The 21,348-nt window shown below is 49.3% G+C and carries 18 protein-coding genes; 14 read left to right on the forward strand and 4 right to left on the reverse strand.

The window, feature by feature from the left end; genetic code table 11:
• Window positions 1-324 precede the first annotated feature (324 nt).
• Genes LKI20_RS02220 through LKI20_RS02230 form a run of 3 tightly spaced genes read right to left on the reverse strand, consistent with a single transcriptional unit; the run spans window position 325 to window position 4,393 of the window.
• Complete coding sequence (locus LKI20_RS02220) at window positions 325-1,053, reverse strand: thymidine phosphorylase (protein WP_434734900.1); 729 nt, start codon at window positions 1,051-1,053, stop codon at window positions 325-327.
• Window positions 1,043-2,125 carry an NUDIX hydrolase gene (locus tag LKI20_RS02225; protein WP_291769259.1) on the reverse strand — a complete coding sequence of 361 codons (1,083 nt, stop codon included), beginning with the start codon at window positions 2,123-2,125 and terminating at the stop codon, window positions 1,043-1,045. Before LKI20_RS02225 ends, LKI20_RS02220 begins: the two co-directional genes overlap by 11 nt.
• A gap of 24 nt (window positions 2,126-2,149) precedes the next feature.
• Entirely contained in the window at window positions 2,150-4,393 is a 2,244-nt protein-coding gene (locus LKI20_RS02230) for an RNA degradosome polyphosphate kinase (RefSeq protein WP_291769262.1), read from the reverse strand.
• A 780-nt stretch (window positions 4,394-5,173) separates the two neighbouring features.
• Between LKI20_RS02230 and LKI20_RS02235 the strand changes: the two genes are divergently transcribed.
• The 14 genes from LKI20_RS02235 to leuA all read left to right on the forward strand — a co-directional run bounded on the left by LKI20_RS02235 (window position 5,174) and on the right by leuA (window position 18,737).
• Window positions 5,174-6,019, forward strand: coding sequence for a hypothetical protein (locus LKI20_RS02235; protein ID WP_291769265.1), 846 nt, complete (start codon window positions 5,174-5,176; stop codon window positions 6,017-6,019).
• The gene (locus tag LKI20_RS02240; protein ID WP_291769267.1) at window positions 6,019-7,086 is read left to right on the forward strand and encodes a CpaF family protein; all 1,068 of its coding nucleotides are present in this window, start codon (window positions 6,019-6,021) and stop codon (window positions 7,084-7,086) included. The genes LKI20_RS02235 and LKI20_RS02240 overlap by 1 nt, the downstream gene beginning before the upstream one ends.
• A gap of 110 nt (window positions 7,087-7,196) precedes the next feature.
• The gene (locus LKI20_RS02245) at window positions 7,197-7,766 is read left to right on the forward strand and encodes a hypothetical protein (RefSeq protein WP_291769271.1); all 570 of its coding nucleotides are present in this window, start codon (window positions 7,197-7,199) and stop codon (window positions 7,764-7,766) included.
• Between the two features lie 133 nt (window positions 7,767-7,899).
• Window positions 7,900-8,319 carry a pilus assembly protein gene (locus tag LKI20_RS02250; protein ID WP_366936178.1) on the forward strand — a complete coding sequence of 140 codons (420 nt, stop codon included), beginning with the start codon at window positions 7,900-7,902 and terminating at the stop codon, window positions 8,317-8,319.
• Window positions 8,320-8,600: 281 nt separating this feature from the next.
• Window positions 8,601-8,909: a DUF4244 domain-containing protein gene (locus LKI20_RS02255; protein WP_291769276.1), complete on the forward strand. Its 309-nt coding sequence runs from the start codon at window positions 8,601-8,603 to the stop codon at window positions 8,907-8,909.
• Between the two features lie 12 nt (window positions 8,910-8,921).
• Window positions 8,922-9,287 (forward strand): TadE family type IV pilus minor pilin, encoded by a 366-nt coding sequence (locus LKI20_RS02260; RefSeq protein WP_291769280.1) that lies wholly within the window; start codon window positions 8,922-8,924, stop codon window positions 9,285-9,287.
• The gene (locus LKI20_RS02265; RefSeq protein WP_291769283.1) at window positions 9,280-9,699 is read left to right on the forward strand and encodes an Rv3654c family TadE-like protein; all 420 of its coding nucleotides are present in this window, start codon (window positions 9,280-9,282) and stop codon (window positions 9,697-9,699) included. Before LKI20_RS02260 ends, LKI20_RS02265 begins: the two co-directional genes overlap by 8 nt.
• Before the next feature lie 159 nt (window positions 9,700-9,858).
• Window positions 9,859-12,621: a DNA polymerase III subunit gamma/tau gene (gene dnaX / locus LKI20_RS02270; RefSeq protein WP_291769286.1), complete on the forward strand. Its 2,763-nt coding sequence runs from the start codon at window positions 9,859-9,861 to the stop codon at window positions 12,619-12,621.
• Window positions 12,621-13,223, forward strand: a complete 603-nt coding sequence (gene recR / locus LKI20_RS02275) for a recombination mediator RecR (protein WP_291769289.1) — start codon at window positions 12,621-12,623, stop codon at window positions 13,221-13,223. Before dnaX ends, recR begins: the two co-directional genes overlap by 1 nt.
• A 139-nt stretch (window positions 13,224-13,362) precedes the next feature.
• Window positions 13,363-14,127 carry an aspartate kinase gene (locus LKI20_RS02280; protein WP_291769292.1) on the forward strand — a complete coding sequence of 255 codons (765 nt, stop codon included), beginning with the start codon at window positions 13,363-13,365 and terminating at the stop codon, window positions 14,125-14,127.
• Window positions 14,128-14,198: 71 nt separating this feature from the next.
• Window positions 14,199-14,771, forward strand: coding sequence for an ACT domain-containing protein (locus tag LKI20_RS02285; protein WP_291769295.1), 573 nt, complete (start codon window positions 14,199-14,201; stop codon window positions 14,769-14,771).
• Window position 14,772: 1 nt separating this feature from the next.
• Window positions 14,773-15,843 (forward strand): aspartate-semialdehyde dehydrogenase, encoded by a 1,071-nt coding sequence (locus LKI20_RS02290; protein WP_291769298.1) that lies wholly within the window; start codon window positions 14,773-14,775, stop codon window positions 15,841-15,843.
• 174 nt (window positions 15,844-16,017) lie between these two features.
• Complete coding sequence (locus tag LKI20_RS02295) at window positions 16,018-16,638, forward strand: DUF5701 family protein (protein ID WP_291769301.1); 621 nt, start codon at window positions 16,018-16,020, stop codon at window positions 16,636-16,638.
• 191 nt (window positions 16,639-16,829) lie between these two features.
• Entirely contained in the window at window positions 16,830-18,737 is a 1,908-nt protein-coding gene (gene leuA, locus LKI20_RS02300) for a 2-isopropylmalate synthase (protein WP_291769305.1), read from the forward strand.
• 216 nt (window positions 18,738-18,953) lie between these two features.
• Here leuA and LKI20_RS02305 read toward each other — a convergent pair whose 3' ends face one another.
• Entirely contained in the window at window positions 18,954-21,296 is a 2,343-nt protein-coding gene (locus LKI20_RS02305; protein WP_291769308.1) for a transglycosylase domain-containing protein, read from the reverse strand.
• Window positions 21,297-21,348: the final 52 nt, after the last annotated feature.

The following is a 21,348-nucleotide window of genomic DNA, read 5'->3' on the forward strand; positions in this document are numbered from 1 at the left end:
ATGCGCCGAACCGTGAAAGCGCCTGTCGGCGCAAACGCCGCTCGCAGCGGCAACAAATGGAGCCCGGGGCTTTAGCACGGCCCGACGCGGTAATCATTCTACGGCACTGGAGGACTACTCAAGCAGGGTGTTGTGCTCTTCGAGGAATATATCTAAGGTTTGCGGCGTAACAATCCTTCGTATTACCGTTTGTGTAGGGATTTTTGACGTAATCTCAAGTATGCGATGGATGCGTGCCTTGCAATGTAGCCATTTCTGAGCAAAATCGCACTGCTGATAATCTAATATCCCTACACAAATGACAAGCGTTAAGGAGCGACGGAGTTATTCCAGTTTGCCTCTACGCCACAATGATGCTCCGTGCTTGAAATCCTTGGCTGTGCCCGATAAGTTTCGAGAAGTTTTCAACATAGAAGCAACTTTGGGATCGCCGCTGTCTACGCCTAGAGCTTCTTGGCTGATACTTTCCTTGCCACGGCGGTCGGCTTCACGGGACAGTCCGCTAGCAATGACCTCGCAGAATACACATGCGCGTTCGAGTGCCACTGCGAAATCCCCAGTAAAAGCACCCGAAAGAATTGAATCTGCTGTTTTAGCAATATCAGATGCAACAGGGGCTTGGTCGATGCCGACAATCGCAGAAGCGGCTGTATCAAAAGGTTCACCTGATCGCCATAGCAAACTGATGGACTCGCGGTTACGATGCATCCATGTGCGAAGTGTGTAGAGGCGCCAAAGGATTCCAGGTAAGGAATCAGCTTCGGATCTGCTCCACAGTTCGGCTACGACGTCGATGCCCTCATGATCTATCAGTGAGAGTACGCGCTGAACAACTTGTGGATCTTCGCTATGGTGTACGCGATCAAGGAGTGAGGCAGCTGATGTATGGCTAAGTTCACTGATTTGCTGAGGGTCCACTCCACCTGCAAGGTGGTCTGCAACAGCTTGATCAAGCTGGGCAGGGCGTGCGGGTCGATTTGACCCAAGGCGTGCAGATGAGAACGAGTGGGATGATGAGTGAACAGAGCCTGAAGCGAAAGAATCAATAGACAATAGGTGCTACTTTCTGGATATCGATGATAATCGGTCCATGAGCAGAATTTACTACACTTAGATTCAACGCGTGAGCTGTTTGCATGAAGGGCGAAATCTTTGGTAGTCGTTTCGCGAGGGATGTTCCCAGACACATACCGCGCAAATTCTCAAAAATTCCTTCGAACAGTGGACGATGAGTGCACAAGAGGGTATTGCGTTTTTCTTGTAGAGCGGTCTGAATACAACTTTCTAAGGCATCGAGCACAGTCTGATGATGCGTCTTATAAGCATCTTCGGTGAAGTCGTCATTGCGTTCGAGAGGGATGCCACTTTGAAGCGCATACGGGAGCACTGTATCTGCGCATCTGGTCCACGAAGAGCTGACAATACGCGCTGGCGCGAAGCATGCAAGCTCCCGAGAGAGAGCAAATGAAGCAGCAGCACCAAGTGGAGTGAGAGGCCGCACAGCATCAGTTCCTATCCAAGATTTTCGTGGTTCTGCTTTGCCATGGCGCACAATGGTGAAAGAAATCGCATCTAAAGCAGATTCACGCAGTCGTGTGACGCAAGCGTCAAGCACTGTACGATCCGTGGAATGTGTCAGCATATGGCGTGCTTCTGATATTGATGTCCAACGCACATCGTTGATTTCAGAAATATCTGCTTCGTGGACAGGGCCAAAGGCAACGTGTCGCTGTTGTTCCTGTAGGGCGTCCAGTGGTGTTGCCATCCAATATGAGACCCTTTTGGTGGTTGAGCCCGAGACGCCTTTACGCTTTCGTCCGCCCTCTTCATTGAGCGGATATTCCAATGTTGTAAGGAATGGTCCAAGACTTGCAGGGGTACCTGTTTCTTCGCCAACCTCGCGAACAGCGGTCCGAAACAAAGACTCATTCTGTTCCTGCTTGCCTTTCGGCCAACTCCAATCGTCGTATTTGGGACGATGTACTAAGCAAACTTCGACGCAGTCGCTAAGAGCATGGAAGTCTTCATCACTGAGCACGTCACCCGATGACACACTAATAGGTAGCTGTTTTCCGGAACGTATTCTTATGAGAATCGCTCCGGCTGCCTCAACGGTCTTAGACATGGTAAGTCCTTGAGCTCTTCCGCACTAACGGGGGAGCTGCGGTCCACGGGTGTGTTTTTTGATGAGGTACTCTTGGCAATCGATTAGCGGTTGCCCCTGCTCATCTCGTGAGTGTCGAATGTAGGATCCATCGGCCTGCATATGCCAAGAGCTGGTGGTATCTGCCATTTGTAAATCGACGTATTTGATGAGCTCATCTATCTCATCGGGAGCGGTGATACGCACTAATGCTTCAACGCGCCGATCGAGATTGCGATGCATTAAATCAGCGGAACCAATCCACACTTCCGGACCAGAGATTGGCCCTTCACCAATCTGAGGTCCTTCCGAATTTGCAAAAGCGAAAATTCTGCTGTGCTCAAGGAAACGTCCGAGCACGGAACGGACACGAATAGTCTCGCTGAGCCCTGGAACTCCTGGCTTGAGTGCGCAGATGCCTCGTTCAACAATATCGATGTTGACACCTGCCTGGCTTGCACGGTACAAGGCATCGATAGTTTTCTCATCCACCAGAGAATTGACTTTAATCTTGATCCATGCATCTTTGCCTTGACGCGCTGCAGCTTCTTCACGCTGTATGCGCTGGATAAGGCCAGTGCGCACAGTACGCGGCGCGACAAGCAATCTATGGAAGCTGGACTTAGGTGCATAACCGGAAAGCTGATTAAACAGTCTGGTGAGGTCTTGGCCCACAACAGGGTCACAAGTCAACAGACCTAAATCAGTATAGATACGAGCGGTTTTCGGGTTGTAATTTCCCGTGCCAACGTGGCAATACCGGCGTAGGCCTTCTTGTTCTTGTCGAATGACCAGTGACAATTTGCAATGTGTTTTTAAGCCGACAATGCCATACACCACGTGAACTCCAGCTCGCTCAAGTTTGCGAGCCCAAGCGATATTGGCTTCTTCATCAAATCGAGCCTTGATTTCGACAAGCGCTAGAACCTGTTTGCCCGCATGCGCAGCATCGACTAGTGCATCAATAATCGGCGAGTTTCCCGAAGTGCGGTACAGCGTTTGTTTGATAGCGAGTACTTTCGGGTCAGCAGCCGCTTGCGCTAGAAAAGCCTGTACAGATGTCGAGAACGAATCATAAGGATGATGCAACAGCACGTCACGTTCGCGTATTGCAGCGAAGATGTCTTGAGCCCTGCTGGATTCGACTTCTGCAATCTGTCTATTTGTAGCAGGAATAAAAGGCTGATACTTCAGATCTGCACGGTCGATTGACTGTAACTCAAAGAGCACAGTGAAGTCCAGGGGGGAGGGCAGACGATACACCTCGTCCTCGTTGACACCAAGCTTGTCGGCAAGTAACTGAGATAAGAACGGTGAGGTAGTATCAGAAATTTCTAGTCTGATTGGCGGCCCGAAGCGCCTACGGAGGAGCTCTTTCTCCATGGCGTTCAACAGGTTTTCAGCATCGTCTTCCTCGACATCGATATCTTCGTTTCGCGTAACACGGAAAGAGCGCGCCTCTTTGATAATCATGCCAGGGAATAGGGCTTCCAAATGGGCAATCAGCAGATTCTCCATAGTGATGAAGCCATAGCGCTCTTCGCGGCCCTCTTCGTCGGTGAGATCTTCTACTGCTACTAAACGAGGCATATTGTCAGGGATTTTTATGCGTGCGAAATGTGATTTCCCTGAAGCAGGATTTTCTACGATAACGGCAAGATTCAGAGAATTGCCAGAGATATAAGGGAAGGGGTGCGCAGGATCCACTGCGAGTGGAGTTAACACAGGGAATACTTGGCGCCGAAAGATTCGGGAGAGACGTTCCTGCTCGTTAGCGTTGAGCTGATTCCAACGTAAGAGAACAATGTGTTCCTTGGCTAATTCAGGAAGAATATGTTCGTTGACATAGTGTGCATGTTCATCTTGTAAACGATGTGCATGATCGGAAATTGCTCGAAGCTGTTGCCTTGGGCTCAGTCCGCTCGCGGCTGTTACTGCGATACCGCTATCAATACGACGCTTGAGTCCAGCGACGCGGACCATGAAGAACTCATCCAGATTGTTGGCAAATATTGCTGCGAAATTTGCACGCTCCAACATTGGCTGAGTTTCATCCTCGGCAAGTTCTAGTACGCGCTTATTGAACTTAAGCCAACTGATTTCTCTGTCGAAAAAACGATCTTCGGGCAGGGCAGCAACATCCGAGCCTAAACCGTCTGCTCGGCGGTCACTTTTGTCGGTTTCTGCAATGTGCTCTGCGATTTGACTACGCAGGACCGCCTTTGACGGGGCATCAAAAATCTGAACCATAGCACCATCCTAGATGCAGGGGTATAACACTTCATGTCGAGTTTGTGAGAATTCAATATGAATTCACATTGTGGAGTTATTGACAACGGTTTGGCATTCGAGGGTGACGGTGCCTACTACCCTTTTCGCTCGAAAAGCACGCAATCGTGCGATGTTGCGTATGTGAATAAAAAACTGAACAAAAAAGGAGACCCCCCGTTTGGGAGGTCTCCTATACAAGTCCAACTCAGCAGAATCTCTGCACAACATCATCGTTGCAACGGTAAGTCTATCCATTGCCCGTCCAACGTACCGGTCATCGTGACCATCTACCTTTGTGGGCTTCTGCTCTGTTCTGTTGTCCTTGTACTGACAATTATGCTCTTTAAACGTGTGTATGCAAGTCCAAATCAAGGAATGTCATCTTCTTATCGAAAGTGGTAAAAAATGGTTGCCATAAAGGCTAGGAAGTTACTTTTGCGTTCCTTCTCAACTGGATTGTGTGCGCTTGTGTTCATTGATGAGATTAGTGGCTTTCGTGGGCGTGTCGAGTGGGTAGATAAGTGGGTAGATAAGTAGGTAGATAAACGCAACTGCACAGTTACTCACTGAGATCAGTGCAGACTTGCACATTCGACCACAAGGGGTTGTTCTTTTGGATACAGATACTGCTCTGTATTGAATTACCTCATGACAATGAATGCTAGAAAAACACATAAAGACTCCTTGCGAGGCTCTAAAAGTGCGTCACGCAATGTACATCTCCGTACGAGTGATTCAAGCCAGCATTCTGCTGTTCGAATGCAGCATGCCGGTTGCCAGATTATTGCATTCGTGGGAGTAAGTGGAGGACTAGGCTTAAGCACTTTGGCTTCGCTACTTGCCTGGACCTTTGTTCGTAGAAGGTTACGGTGCACCATTGTTGATACCGATATCACTGGAGGCGGATTGGATGTGCTGCTTGGTATAGAAGCTGAAAGCGGCATGCGTTTTGGCGATATTTCGGCACCTCTGGGACAGCTAGATGGTACTGCCTTATATCATGAACTGCCATCGTGGGAGCGTATAGGGGTGCTCAGCGTTAACCCCTGGAATGCCGCATGTCCTGATTGGTGGGAGCAACAGGCTGCGATTACAGCATTGCAAGAGGTCAACGATGTGTTGGTTATTGACGCTGGACTTGGTGTTCATCTTGGTGAACTGGCATTACCGCCCACCGTACAAACTGTGTTACTCACTGAACTCAGTGTTCTTGGATTAGCGCGGACGAAAGCACTGCTGAAGTCTGATAATTCGAGGGATAATTCGGTGCAGCCGCTTCTCGTTGGGATACATCCTCGCAGCATGCCACGGCAGATGACACCGCTAAGTCTTGATGAAGCTCAAGATTATCTTGGCGTGGAATTAATAGGAGTGATGTCTTGGTGTAAACGATTGAGTGACTCCATGCTGTCTGGTTTCGGAATACCTCGGATACCCAAGCAGTATCTTCCTCTACTTGATGTGCTTGCCGATGCTGTGCTTAACCATCAAGGGGAAAATTCCTTGCACGTGATTGAGCAATCGCGTAGCGAAGGGGCATTGGCCAAGGATGGGCGCAAACAGTCATCATCTCTCGACGTCGAGCGTGCACGGAATGAGGAGTGATGGCTATGCATATAGATAATACTGAGAGCGGTTTGATGTTTGGCCCACTGGATGAATTTGTTCGTGAAGCGAAGGTAAGCGATATAGCTGTCACTGAAGATGGCAGGGTGTGGGTGGATGCAGGTGATGGTATGCGTGAGCGCACTACACGACTACGCTTTCACAGTCCTGAGATTGTTCGAGAATTCGCTGTTCGACTCTGTTCGCAGTTAGGTCATAGGTTAGATGATTCCTGCCCTATTGCTGATGTTTCGACACCAGAAGGTATTCGTATCAATGTGGTAATTGCGCCTCTGGTCTCAAGAGGTGCTGCTATTTCGATACGTTTCCCCAATCGTGTGGCTCCCAGGCTCGAGCAGTTAAGCGCCGTGGGAATGATGCCCGAAATTTGGGCATCTACATTGCGTGCCTTAGTGCGACGTAGAGCGTCAATTTTGCTCACGGGAGCCACAGCAGCGGGTAAGACAACATTGCTGAAGGCTTTGCTTGCTGAGTGTGATGCTAATGATCGGATAGTTACCGTTGAAGAGACTCGCGAGCTGGGACAGCTAGCGGCACCGAACCATGTGTCCTTGGCTACTCGAGAGGCCAATGTTGAAGGGGCTGGTGAAATTGGTCTTGAGGAATTGATGAGGGCTACTCTCAGAATGCGCCCTGATCGTGTGATTCTGGGTGAATGCCGAGGAGCTGAAATTGTGCATCTGCTTCGTGCGCTCAATGCTGGTCATAAAGGTGGAATGGCTACAATTCACGCCGATGGTGTTACCAGAGTTCCTACAAGACTCATTTCACTCGGCATGCTTGCTGGGCTTGATGCCATGGCGACGGCGTTGTTGCTCGACGGCGCATTTGATGCACTGGTACATGTACAAAGGATTTCTGGGGTACGTAGGATTACACAAATTGGTTGTCTTGAGTTTCGACGGCATGGCGAATTATCAGGCGTGGTGATGTCTTCATGGCACGGTGAGAAGCAAGTACTCGGCAATGATTTGTGGTGTCAATTTCTTGAACGATGGAATCCGGAGTGGCTATCAGCTTCATCGCATACAAGAGGTAAAAGCTGATGCTCATACAACATGAATCCGTGAATGTAGCTTTCTATATAGGATTATTGATTCTATTGTGGCCCAAGCGGTCTCTACAACACCCTAGACGCTTGCGGGTGCACGAGCACTTGCGTGATAATCAAGGTTCCGGTGCTGGAACTATTGCTGGGCTGGCAACGCTCTCTTCGATGTTGCGTTGTGGCGGCAACCTTGTGGAAAGTGTCGAAGTGCTGACCGGACGATCATTCGCAACAAGAACATTGACATTGAATAGGTGTTACGAGGTGATGTGGAAATGTCACAGCAGAGATGAAAATCCGGAGCAAATTCGCATGGTTGCTATGTCGTTGAGTGCGGCCTATAGGCTCAGTGAAGAATTAGGCTGCGAAGCTGCTCGCTGTATTGATGCGGCTGCTGCAGCTTGTAGACGTGCTCATCAAGTGGATGAGCTCAGAAACAAAGCGTTTTCGATGCCCAAAGCCACGGTAAAATTGCTATCAGCCTTGCCCATCGCTGCTATGGCTGTTGCGGAGCTAATAGGTGTTAGAGCGCTCTCCTTCCTCTTTTCCACTATGCCAGGCCTGATATGTCTTACGTTGGGAAGCCTATGTTACATATTGGGAGTGCTGTGGATGCATGCTTTAGCGCAGGCGGATCATACAGACAGCGTCAATGCTCTGCAAAGGTTGGGTGTGTGAAGCGTGGAAGCGGTTGTTGCTTCCCTAGCTATCGCTGGCGCAGTGCTGCTCTTACGGGCGCACAGATGCTCGGCATAGTAGTTATGGGGCAGTTAAACCGTCGTCTCGGCTACACATCGTGCTCGTTTTGGAAATGCTGGCTGTGGCTATTCGTCAAGGAGCGTCCATAACTCATGCGCTCGAAAGCGTAGCTGCTGTGATTGACGAAGAACTCAGTGTATCTGTCAACACAGTGACAGCAGCTTTGCATCGAGGTGTTGGATGGTCACAAGCTTGGGTGACGGTGTGCAACAAGCACACGGTTACAGGCATATCATGCATGATTTTAAGGGATTCATTGGAAGCGTCTTGGCGGTTGGGAGCATCTCCGCTGCCTCGAATTGAAGCGGTTGTAGCTCAACTGGATGCACAGGAGCGTAATCACATTGAATCCGATGCAGCTCGCCTTACTGTGAGACTCTTACTCCCTACAGCTTTATGTTTTCTTCCTGCATTCGTCCTTCTTGGAGTTATACCTTGTATCGCCGCTTTTGCGCAGGGTATTTTTGCGTAGCGGTAGCAATTGCATGCAGTAATGCAATAGTGCATATAACTACCTAGATAGATACGGATAGATATCCACAGTGAGCAGCGCTGCTTCACCTTTAACCACACAGTCATGCAGAACAGTTGCTGCGTTCTGTTCTCAGCCATAGTGGTGATACACGAAGGCACCGTAGAAATTCGACAGTCATACAAGGACAGCCAAAAGGTACTACTCCCATCGTTATTTGTTTACATGGTCGAATTCCAATACGTCATAAAGGTGCCGTGCTTGATTGAAAGGAAATCGCTATGCGACAACATCATCTCTTACCACCACAACCGGCTGCGAATGCGCCAGATAGTGAAGACACCACCAGCGGGCGAATACGGAGCTTGTTGAACGATATCGTTGAAAAAATATCATCCCAATGTTGTCTGTTAGATGCTCGAATGCGTACTGCAATGGCAGAACCAGAGTCTGGAATGGCAACGGCAGAATATGCTGTAGTGCTTATAGCTGCCACAGGCTTCGCCGGCCTACTTGTTGCCATTCTTAAATCGGGCGATGTTAGAGAATTGTTGATGAGTATCGTCAAACAGGCTCTCAACATCGGATAAGCCAGAGTGCCGATGAGAAACAGTTTCGCAGGGCAGAAGTCCATATCCGACACAGGAACAGTAACTGCTGAATTTGCCATGATACTGCCAGCAGTGATGGCACTGGTGGCGCTATTGCTGGCTCTTGTATCAGCGGTTACTGCTCACCTGGATTGTCAAGATGCTGCGAGCGCTGCTATCAGACAGTTAGTGATTTCAGAAGATGTTCAACAGGCTCGTGATGCGGCATTGCTCGCCGCTGGTAAGGACACCATTATGAAAATCCAACACAGCGGGAAACAGGTGGTAATCACCACAACATGCCCAATTGTTCCAGATACTGAAGGTTGGTTACCGCTTTCAGTTAATGGTAGAGCTGCGGGACTGATCGATGACTAGGTCAAGAACAGTGATTCGTTGCAGAGGGCTGCACCGGTGTAAACGCGCATTCAAAGGGATTGGTGATGATGGTTCGGGCTCTATGGCAGGTGCGTTGTTGATTTTGTGTATAGCTGTAGCCTTAACTCTTCTTGCCGTAGTAGGAAATGCTCTTGTCTGTCTTTCGCAAGCGAGATCTGCAGCAGATATGGCTGCATTGGCTGTCGCCGCAGCATACAGAAGTGGTGAGATTGATCCTTGTGCCGCTGGCTTCGAAAGCGTCCAGATGGTAGGTGCGCATGTGCTTGAATGCCAGATTGATGGTGAAGATGCAGTAGTGGATGTGTCGAAAAGCACTATGCTCGAATTCCTGCCGTATGTTCAGCAGCGTTCTCGCGCGGGCCCAGAAGATTGTGACGACAATATTCCGTGAATAACAGCTGAGTTGTTCTTTTATAGACCATAAGCGCATTTACCTCGAGGCGTAGCAGCATGTGGATGATACTTGTAAGGTTGATAGCGCTCGCACGCTAAGGGCTTGTTCTTAGCGCTCGCAAATTGGGATGTGGAAGAGGAACGGTAGATTAGAAATATGGCTCTTGCATTATATAGACGTTACCGTCCTGATTCTTTCGACGGAGTAATCGGACAGAATCAAGTGACAGTGCCGCTTGGGCGTGCATTGGATCAAGGAAAATTAACGCATGCCTACCTATTTTCAGGCCCCAGAGGTTGCGGAAAAACTAGTTGTGCTCGAATTCTCGCGAGATGCGTGAACTGTGAAAAAGGGCCAAGCAGTCACCCATGTGGTGAATGTGACAGTTGTAAGGATCTGGCAACTGGAGGTCCGGGTTCCATCGACGTAGTGGAGATTGATGCCGCGAGCCATAATGGTGTCGATGATGCTAGGGAGTTGCGCGAACGCGCAGGCTTTGCCCCCGCTCGTGATCGTTACAAGATATTTATCCTTGACGAAGCGCATATGGTGACTCAACAGGGTTTCAACGCTATGCTCAAGATTGTTGAGGAACCTCCTGAGCATGTGATGTTTATCTTTGCTACTACTGAGCCTGAAAAAGTCATTGGAACCATTCGTTCGCGTACACACCATTACCCTTTCCGTCTGGTTCCTCCCGAAGTTATGGGTCCATACTTGCAAGAGGTGTGCTCTAAGGAGGGCATCGAAGCTGAATCTGGTGTGCTGCGACTCGCGATGAGGGCCGGCGGTGGGTCTATGCGTGACACGCTCTCAGTCCTAGATCAATTGATGGTTGGCGCGCAAGATAATACGATTACTCAGGATTCCGCGATCGCTTTACTGGGATTCACGCCAGAAACGCTGATAGGTGCCGCTATTGACGCGATTATCGAGTGCAATGGTGAAAGTCTGTATGAAGTGGTGCAGAAAGTCGTCGTGGGAGGTTTTGACCCTAGGCGTTTCGTAGAGGATATGTTAGCCAGAGTTCGTGATTTACTGGTGCTCACGCTCGGGGGAGTTCACGCTCAAAGCGTCTTGAGTGATGGGGCTGAAGCAGAAAACATTGAACAATTGCAGCGACAAGCTTCGAGCCTTGGTTTAGATTCTCTCACTCAGATTGCGCAAATCATCAATGAAACATTTGCCTCGATGAGTGGCGCAACCTCACCGCGTATGCGTTTGGAGCTTCTGGCTGCCAGATTGTTATCATATCGATTCGCTCAGCGAGATGGTGTTATTACACCTGCTGTAGCTCATGAATCAGCATCAGAGCGAGACAGCTCACCTGCGCATCGAGCTCAGGGAGGTGGGTTCATTGGTTCTCGCCGAAGCAAGAGTGAAGATATAAACTCGCACATGGCAAAACAGCATGATGATGCTGCCAAACTTCGCCAGGATTCTGACACTGTAACGACTGCTATAACAGCGCATGCTTCCACAGTCGACAATTTGCCGAAATCAACAGATGATGCTGAGGCAAGGCTAACGGCAATTCACACAACAACGGGTGATACTAGCAGTGGTGCTGAAGCAGAACCGCATGCCTTACCTCTTGCTGCAGCACAGGCAGTACCGGTGTCACAAGCAACAGCAGCTGCTGCTGAGACTGCGCAAACTACACAGACTGCACAGACTACGCAAGCGGATGCACAAGTGACAGCACAACAGAAGCAGACCTTCTCAAGTGTTGATGAGCAGTGGGATTCTGTGGTCAAATCCTTGCCGGCTGATGTCAGGGCATACGTAGTCAGAGCAAAAGTTCCTGATGTTGCACTTGATGTTGCGAATACGGGTCGGCAGCGTCTGCGTATGACCTTTGATACGCCTTTGAGCCAGCACGCCTTTGCATTAGCAGTGGCGAGTGAAAGCGTCGAAGGAGAGACTAGTATTCCAAAAATTGTGTTGCTGATGGTCAAACATTCCTTTGGGCCAGACACCTTTATCGCGCCGTCTCCAACCGCAGCTGATGGAAAACGGGTGGAATCGACGCGCAAAATGTCCCCTCAGCAGCTAGCTGATGTTAAACGCCGCATTGCCCTTGAGAAGGCCGGACTTTCTGCAACTCAACTTGGCGTCGCAGTCCATCAAGAATCTGAACCAAACCTCAATACAAAATCTGGCATATCACCGGCATCACAAGATTCGATATCGACGCAACGCGGGCATGAGAATTCTCGACAATCCACCGATGCAAAACACGATGAGGCTGGACATGAATCCGACTCATCACATCACCGAGAGGGTGCTGAGGCAAGTTCCTCAGGTGTAGAGGACGACCCTTGGGCGCTTCCGGCACCTGCTGCACAAGGCAATAGGACTGTCGGCGCTGCTAAACAGGAGCCGATTCCACACGGTCGGGCAGATGGTGGGCAGCATCAAGCAACGCATGAAAAAAAAGTCGTTGCTGTGCCGGATTTATCAAATGATGATGACCCCTGGCTGAATCCTACTGATCCTTCACCACAGACAGATCAGGAATCCGCGGTACACGCCCCAGCAGCATCAGATGAGACGTCAGCTTCTTCAAAGGCAACCTTGCAAGCCGGACAGCATTTCCTTGGAGTCCGAACATCCGATGGAGATAATCAGGCATCGCAGAATTCAGTCGTTGCTTCGCACTCTGACGTTGCACAAAACGATCTTTCGAGTCTGACAAATAGTGCGGGGAGTCCCGTTGATGCGCTGCCATCTGCTCCGCAGGTCGACGCAGATGATGATACTTACACTTTGCAAGACAAAAGTCTAAACAGTGGCAATGTGTTGGATATTGAAGAGATTAAACGGCTCTTCGACGTTAAACAGGTTGAGACGTATGAGGCTGATGATCCTCTTAACCCAATCAATGTTGAACACCACAAGCAGCAAGGACACGAGTAATGGCTTTGGCATATGACGGTGCAATCCAAGATTTGATCGATGATTTTGCGAAGCTGCCGGGGATAGGTCCTAAAGGTGCTCAACGAATTGCCTTTTACTTGCTGGGAACTGATATGCAAGAGGCTCAGGATCTTGCTGATGCAATCGTTACAGTAAAGATGAAAGTTCGATTCTGTGAAGTGTGTGGAAACGTGTGTGAGAGCAGTCCTTGCCCAATTTGTGAGGATCCACGCCGTGACCGAAGTGTTATTTGTGTGGTCGAGGAGCCCAAAGATGTGATGAGCATTGAACGCACGCGCGAATTTAGAGGTTTGTATCACGTTCTTGGTGGTGCTATTAATCCAATGGCGAATGTTGGTCCTGCAGATCTACGAATTGCGCAACTGCTGAATCGACTCAAAGATGATGAGGTGAGCGAGGTAATCCTTGCCCTTGATCCCAACATCGAAGGTGAAGCCACAACTACTTATCTCAATAGACTTCTTGGACCGTTGGAATTAACAGTTACTCGTTTGGCAAGTGGGCTGCCCGTGGGTAGTGATTTGGAATACGCTGATGAAATCACACTTGGTCGCGCTCTTGCCGGACGTCGCAGCGTCTGATGACACACTGGCATTCATGCGGTGTCGGTGCTCATATGTTGGGAGTTAACCTTGGTGAGGGTACCCTGACATCTATAATCGTCCCAATTGCATAAAATGTCGCGAAGCGGTGCAACACCAGCTGCGAGATTGGATAGAAGTGGCCCTTATCGTTCAGAAATACGGCGGATCATCCGTCGCGGATTCAGATTCCATCAAACGCGTTGCGAAACGCATCATTGCGACCAAGAAGGCTGGTAATGATGTTGCTGTAGTGGTTTCTGCAATGGGTGATACCACTGATGACCTTATCGATCAGGCGCTGGATATGGATTCCAACCCTCCTGCTCGTGAGATGGATATGTTGATGACTGCAGGTGAACGTATCTCAATGAGCCTGCTAGCCATGTCAATCCATGCGCAAGGTGATAAAGCTCATTCATTTACTGGCTCACAGGCAGGCTTTATGACTGATGCACGATATGGAGCAGCGCATATCCGCGCTGTGCATCCTCATCGTGTAGCTGAAGCGCTCAGCAATGGTGAGGTCGGCATAGTTGCAGGATTCCAAGGCGTGAACCCAGATGGTGATGCCACCACTCTCGGGCGGGGCGGCTCTGATACTTCTGCCGTGGCGTTGGCAGTGGCTCTGCATGCTGATGTGTGCGAAATATATACAGATGTGGATGGTGTGTTTACTGCCGATCCTCGAATTGTTCCCACAGCTCGCAGAATTCCAGTTATTTCTTACGAAGAGATGATGGAAATGGCAGCTTCAGGGTCAAAGATTCTAGCGTTGCGATGCGTAGAGTATGCTCAGCGTTTTCACATGCCAATCCATGTGCGCAGCTCGTTTTCCCATCGCTCTGGAACATTGATTGTGCCGCAGGGTATGAACCCACAAATCGTGCCAAACTATTCGTGATAGTACGGGTAGATGCAACATGTCACACCGAAGATTAGAACAGAACAACACAGCAAACATGAGGCGGATTCATGAATAATAACGATGAGAACAAATCAATGGGCGAGCTGTTCCCAGACCTCAATGGCCCCGAGTCTCCGGTTATTTCTGGTGTGGCACACGATCGTAGTGAGGCTCAGGTAACACTTCGTGCAGTACCGGACCTTCCCGGAGTTGCAGCTCAGCTCTTCACCATCCTCGCAGAGGGTGGTATCAACATCGATATGATTGTTCAGGCTGGTGCTGCCACTGGCACTGCTGATATATCCTTCACCATGCCTCAGGCTCAAACCGATGCAGTTGAGACTTTGATGGAATCGCAGGCGAGACTGTTGGGGTATGACAGTCTTGAAGTTAATACCCAAGTTGGCAAAGTTACTTTAGTGGGTGTTGGCATGAAAACTCACTCTGGGATCACAGCGACCTTCTTTAAAGCACTCAGCGCAAAGAATATTAATGTGTTGATGATTTCCACGTCAGAAATTCGTATCTCAGCGATGGTGCCATTGGAAGATTTGGATGACGCAGTGCGAGCAATTCACACAGCGTTTAATCTTGATGCTGAACAAATAGAAGCTGTTGTTTACGGAGGGACGGGACGCTGAAATGGCAAGGATTAATGATCGCGGTGTGAATGTTGCGGTACTAGGTGCCACTGGCCAAGTTGGTATGGTGATGCGCAGCATTCTAGCTGAGCGTGCATTTCCAGTGAAAGAATTGCGTTTTATGGCTTCATCCCACTCCGCGGGACAGAATCTGCGATGGGAAGGTCACGACATCACGGTTGAGGATGTCGAGCAAGCTGATTTGCGAGATATTGATATCGCTATTTTCTCCGCAGGCGGCGGTACCTCAAAGTTGTGGGCTCCTCGTTTCGCTGCTGAAGGCAGCTACGTGGTAGACAATTCCTCTCAATGGCGTATGCATGATGACGTACCGCTGGTAGTTGCGGAAGTGAATCCGGATGATTTGAATGACGTTCCCGGACGTATCATTGCTAACCCTAATTGCACAACCATGGCATGTATGCCTGTGCTGAAACCTTTAGCTGATGCCTTTGGTCTCACCAGACTCATCGTTTCGTCATATCAGGCAGTTTCAGGTGCTGGGCGTGCCGGTGTGCTGCAGCTGAAGAATGAGGCGCAGGCCGCGCTTGATCAAGGCGCAGACAAGTTGGTATTCGATGGTTCTTCCATCGATTTTCCAGAACCAACTAAAGTTGCTCGGACCATCGCTTTTGATGCCGTGCCATTTATCGGCGCGATTGTAGATGATGGGAGTGAGGAAACTGACGAAGAGCAGAAGTTACGTAATGAAAGTCGCAAGATTCTTCATCTGCCTCATCTTGCTGCTTCCTGCACATGTGTGCGTGTAGGGGTATTTACAGCGCACGGTATGAGCATGAATGCTGAATTTGCTTCAGCAGTAACTCCCGATCAAGCGCGTGAGCTGCTGGCCAATGCACCTGGCGTTGAACTCAGTGATATTCCTACCCCTTTGCAGGCCGCAGGCAAAGATAATAGTTTTGTCGGGCGTATTCGTCAGGATCAGGCTGTTGACGACAATAAAGGTTTAGCGCTCTTTGTTGCCAATGACAATCTGCGCAAAGGAGCAGCACTCAACGCCATTGAAATCGCTGAAGTATTGGTGCGCAAGCATTTTGCCGATCAACTCTAAATATCATTTTTCAGAATTGAGCAGTTTTCTAAGTTGACAGGGACATAAATCGTACACATGGTGCGATTTATGTCCCTGCTGTGTATGCCCTAGAGAATGCTAGCTCTGTACTAACATCATCCGTGCGGGAAACTATAGATGAAGTTTGCATCACGATGGTGAGATACTGGGGATATGTCGAAAGCGTCGCAGGAAGCACAACGTCAATTGGATCGTATTGTGGCGCTAGGGTACCCAGATGTGGCGGATATTGGTGCTGCATCGTTTCGTGCCCTAGCTCAACCTCTAATTCAAGCCTTGGAACGCCATGATTTAGGGGAGTCGATTTTGTTGGTGCCGACTCGAGAATTGGTGTCGCCTGAATCGTTGATTTCGCGTACCAGCATTAACCGCATGGCAGGTTTCACCACCATGCCACCGCGAGACATCATCAGCTTTCTGCCTCAAGACGGTTTTGAACCGCCAGAGGGCCCTTTCTATTTAGTCATAGAACCACACACTGGCACGGCCTACGTCAACCGCGAGCCAGATGTGGCGCGTAAGCTCATAGACTCCGACAACCGTTTGCCTCTGACTCTTGAGGAGGGTCTGGCAATTGCAACACAACACCCTGAGTGGTTACGTGAGAAAAATGGTTTTAATCTGCTTGGTTCTCGTAGTGCAGATGGACGTGTGCCGAGTATCTGGATGAGTCAGAACGCTCCTCGCCTGGGATCGGTGTGGCCAAATTCCAAACATACTTGGCTGGGGAACGCCTATTGTCAGGCACGCCGCGGAATCAGTCTCTTCCACTGACAACGTAGACACTTCTACTCATTACACCAAGCAGTTGCAGCGCCGTCGAGCGTTGTAATTGCTCAAATTCCTTAATGAAATGTGAACGTCCGCGCCTGCTGAATTTGTCTAGATTGTAGGATGGTCATTTGTGGCGTGACAGAGTGTCACGTTTGTGGTGTGAATTCATCTCAGAAAGCAAAGGAGGAAGTATGGATCGGAATCAATCATCCGTGTTTGATTTAGCCGCAGTTGCGGCGGGCTCCAACGGAGGGAATAATGACCGACTGCTGCCCCCAGCGCGATTCGTGGGCGCCCCTCAACGGCCTAGCAACATGCCATATGCCAAGTATCTTGCTTACAACAAGCAAGTGCCTTTCGACTATCCTGATCGGACTTGGCCTGGAAAGATTTTGAAAAGAGCTCCTCGCTGGTGCTCTGTGGATCTTCGCGATGGCAATCAAGCTCTGGTCGATCCGATGGATCCTGAACGTAAATTGCGGTTCTGGAATCTTCTGATGAGCATGGGGTTCAAAGAAGTTGAGGTTGGATTTCCCTCGGCATCGTCAACTGATTATGACTTTATTCGTCTGTTGATTGAGCGTGAGCTGATTCCTGACGATGTGACCATTGTGGTGCTTACACAAGCTCGTGAGCATCTGATTCGCAAAACATACGAAGCTTTGCGCGGGGTAAAACGCGCTGTCGTACATTTTTATAATTCAGTATCTGTGCTCCAACGTGAGGTGGTGTTTCGTAAGGACAAAGCTTCTATCAAGAAGCTAGCCACCGATGCAGCTACACTCTGCAAATCTTTGGAGGCTGATGCTGAGGGAACTGAGCTCTTCTACGAATATTCTCCTGAATCATTCTCGGGTGCTGAGCCTGAATATTCTTTGGAAGTTTGTAATGCTGTAATCGATGTCATCAAACCTACCCCTGAACATCCAATCATCATCAATCTGCCGAATACCGTGGAAATGACTACGCCTAACGTATTTGCAGACGAAATCGAGTTCATGTCCAACAACCTTAATGAACGCGATTCTGTGGTGCTTTCCTTGCATCCACACAATGACGAAGGTATGGCAGTAGCTGCTACTGAGCTGGGTGTGCTCGCTGGGGCTGACCGTGTTGAAGGGTGTCTGCTAGGTAATGGTGAGAGGACCGGCAATGTTGATGTGTGTACGGTTGCTTTGAACCTCTTGGTGCAAGGTGTAGATCCACAGCTTGACCTATCTGATATGCCAGAAATCCGCAGAACGGTTGAGTACTGTAATCAGATTAAGATTTCAGAGCGTCATCCTTATGTCGGCAGCTTTGTGTTCACTGCTTTCTCTGGTTCGCATCAAGATGCAATCAAAAAAGGTCTTGAAGCAAGGCAGCAAGCTGCTCTACGAGATAATGCAGATATCGATAACTATCTGTGGCTTGTTCCATATTTGCCTATCGACCCTAAGGATGTTGGCGGTAGTTATGAAGCCATCATTCGTGTCAACTCGCAGTCTGGCAAGGGCGGCATGGCGTACCTGTTGAAGACCAATCACCATGTTGACCTTCCCAAGCGTCTACAAGTTGAATTCGATCGCATCGTCCAGCATTTTGCCGATGAAACGAAGCGTGAGGTACGTGACGAAGATATCTGGAGACTCTTCAAGGATGAGTATCTTCCTGTTGAAGAATCAGGAAGTACAGCTGTGGCGGGTGCAGTCGCTGACAGTGAGGATTCAAGTCTGAGCCAGTGGGGTCGTCTCAAGCTGCTGAAAGTCAGCGTGAGCTCGGGTGAGGATGGTTCCGATACTGAGCTGAAGGCGAGCGTTCTGGATCGCGGTCTGAGTGGAGTTGATGAGCCGGTGGAGCGTCAGATAGAGGGTAAAGGCAATGGTCCCCTTGACGCCTTCCTCAATGCTCTGAGTGCTCTTGACTTGACTATCTCAGTCGAAGATTATGTGGAGCATGCTATGACCTCTGGTTCAGATGCGCTCGCAGCTTCCTACGTGGAGTGCAAAGTAGGAGAACCCGCTCAAGAGCGTGTGATTTGGGGTGTGGGCATCGATTCCTCAGTGATTACTAGCACGTTGAAGGCGATTATCTCCGCGGTCAATCGTTTCGAGCGCTAAGGACTAGTACTCAAATACAAGGAAAGTGTGCATATCGGCACGTGAGCGAACGCACAATCTGCGCGTCGCGTGCTGATATGCACACTTTCGTATATGCAGCGGTACTCCTTGACCAGCGCTCGAAACAGGCAGTGTGTAGTAACGGTAAGAAATTATTTGGTGCCCCAATTCTGTAAAAGAATTGGGGCACCAAATAATGAAACCGTGAGATGATTATTATCCTCCGTTACCGGCTCCTGTGTCTTGTCCCTGGTTATTTGAGTTGTTATTGCCAGAATCGTTATTTGAATTACCATTTGTTGTGCCGTCATTATTTGTGCCGCCGCTGCTTTGCGTGCTCGTTGTGGACGAGGATGATGCAGAGCTGGAAGTTGACGACGTCGATGGTGACGGTGAAGCAGAGCTGGTAGCGCTTGACGAGCTACTGCTGCTAGCTGACGGCTGACGGCTGCTTTGAGATCCACTCGAGGAGGAGGATGAACTCGCCCTTCCATATCCCCACGTGCCGTCAGGGCCCCCAACTTTGCCGTTGTCAGTGGCAGTTGGGAATTCCTCGTCAGCAACCCCAGATAGGGCCTGAGACATGTATTGAGCAAAGAGGTGGGCTGGGTACCCCGATCCGTGAGGATAACCGCTAAATGTGGGTACCTTTTGCGCGCTGCCGTCTGACCCTGGATACCAGATGCCAAAAGTGGTAAGCACTGAAGGTGTAAAACCAACAAAGCTAGCAGCTGTGTCATCATTAGCGGTTCCAGACTTGCCAGCCAGAGTATTACTAATAGAATTTGCAGCTTTTCCGGTGCCGTAACGGATGGTGCCGGTGAGTGCTTTTTGTAATAACGCCACGTCGTTGGTATCAAAAACTTGTTCGGTTTTCGTCGATGCTTTATACAACTCTTTGTTGGCAGAGCTATTAACCGTATTAACAATGTGCAAGGTGGGTTTGTTACCGTCATTGGCGATTGTTGCGTATCCTCTGGTGAGGTCTAGTGCACTCAATGCGTCAACACCGAGTGCATTAAAGGTTGTGGTGTCATCAATTTTTCCAGTGATGCCGGCACTGTGCGCAATCTCAGCGGTTTTCTTTGCTGTGACATGTTGATTGAGATCCATGAACACAGTGTTGACTGAGTGAGCAACTGCTGAATAGAGATTTACTGTTCCATAACTCACATAGCCCGAGTTGGCTACGGATTTTCCGACGCTAGAGAAGGTGCGCGGAGAATTGCCATTAAAAGTGGTGCTCAAACTTACATCATCCTGAATGGCGCCCAGCAACGTGAAAGCTTTCATAGTGGAACCTACTTGGAAGGTTGCTTGTGAAACATTGTTGAGCTGATGTTTGAGATAATCGTCACCCGCATACAGCGAGATAATTGACCCATCTTTAGGATTGATACTGATGCCACCAACTTGCACACCGTCAGGCAAAGATTTATCGTCGGCAGTTGGGCTGGCCACCTGATACATCAAGTCCTGTTTTGATTTGTCAATGGTGGTAACAATCGAGTAGCCGCCTGTTTCCAATTCTTCCTCAGTAAATGCCTTATTTGATACGAGCTCACTTTTCACCATGTTGAGCAGGTAACCCTTGGGGCCGGAATATACATTTTCCTGCGTGTACTTGATAGTACTTGGCATGGTGGCAGCTGCGCGATCTTTGGCGCTGATGTACTGATCTTCCTCCATGATATTGAGCACGCGTTTAAATCTAATTTCGGCTTCTTTAGCATTCACAGCAGGGTCCCACGTGCTTGGAGCTGGAATTATTCCGGCAAGCATTGCTGCTTCTGGCATAGTGAGGTCTTTGGCGCTTTTACCAAAGTAATTTTGTGCTGCCGCTTGTATGCCATAAGCGCCACGACCGAGATAAATCGTATTCATGTAGTTGCACAGAATGGCGTCTTTATCTTGTGTCTGAGTAATCTTGAGCGCGAGTAGTGCTTCTCTCAATTTACCGGTATAGCTGGTGGTTTCACCTAAATAATAACGTTCTGCATACTGCTGGGTTATGGTCGAACCGCCTTGGCGAGTTCCCTGTGTGACATTGTTAAATAAAGCTCTACCAATGCCTTTGAGATCTAAGCCATTGTCTTGGTAGAAGCTGCGATTTTCTGAAGCCACAATGGCATTTCCTACGTATTTTGGCAGTGTTGAGCAGTCGATAATTTCACGATTCTGCTCTGCATATGAGCCAATTGGTGTTTTACCATCCGCATAATACACAGTCGTTTTTTGTGCCAGAGCCATGGCCCCAGGTTCGGGTACGTCGGTAGTGATGTAGAGGTAGGCAAATGCGGCTACACCTGACACCAATAAGAACGCGAAAATACCAAGTATCCACTTGAGTATTCTGTGGGGTTTCTTGGCTTTGCTGTGTTTGGACGAACGACGGGGCGCAGAGTTGCGCGAGGCCTTATTCTTATTCGAATTACTTGCCTGTGGACTCTGCGTTTTAGAGCGTCCCGCCTTCGAGCTGACACTTCGGGTCTGAGATGACATGCCCACCACGCTAACCTGCGCTCTTGAGAAGTGGGCTTTGAGTGGCGAAATATCCATGATTCTTGTACGTTTTGTTCGTTCTTTGCGAACGAATGCTCTATCATAAAAG

Origin of the sequence: Bifidobacterium sp., assembly GCF_022647885.1 — a bacterium.
Classification (GTDB): Bacteria; Actinomycetota; Actinomycetes; order Actinomycetales; family Bifidobacteriaceae; genus Bombiscardovia.